General features: G+C 43.2%; 1 protein-coding gene. It reads left to right on the top strand.

The genetic code is table 11. From position 1 onward, the window contains the following. Positions 1-421, top strand: a 421-nt coding sequence (locus AC1DND_RS29515; protein WP_477586603.1) for an electron transfer flavoprotein subunit alpha/FixB family protein, incomplete at both ends; no start/stop codon positions are given.

The raw sequence follows: 421 nt of genomic DNA, 5'->3' as shown, positions 1-421 counted from the left end.
CGGCAATAGAGGCCTTTACTGCTGATGTTAAACAATCAGACTTAGGAACTGTTATTAAAGAGATTGTTAGGGCAACTGATAAAGTTTCATTACCTGATGCAGAATTAGTTGTTTCGGCTGGCAGAGGTTTAAAAGGACCAGAAAACTGGGGCATGATCGAAGAATTGGCTGGTTTGCTTGGTGCTGCTACAGCATGTTCTAAACCGGTATCAGATGCAGACTGGAGACCACATTCAGAGCACGTTGGTCAAACCGGTATTGCCATTAGCCCTAACCTTTATATTGCTATCGGTATTTCTGGCGCTATCCAGCATTTGGCTGGTGTTAGTTCATCAAAAGTGATTGTAGTAATCAACAAAGATCCGGAAGCGCCTTTCTTCAAAGTGGCCGATTATGGTATTGTTGGCGATGCTTTTGAGGT

The organism is Pedobacter sp. 01N416 (genome assembly GCF_056399685.1).
This window is presented reverse-complemented; position numbering and strand designations above follow the sequence as displayed.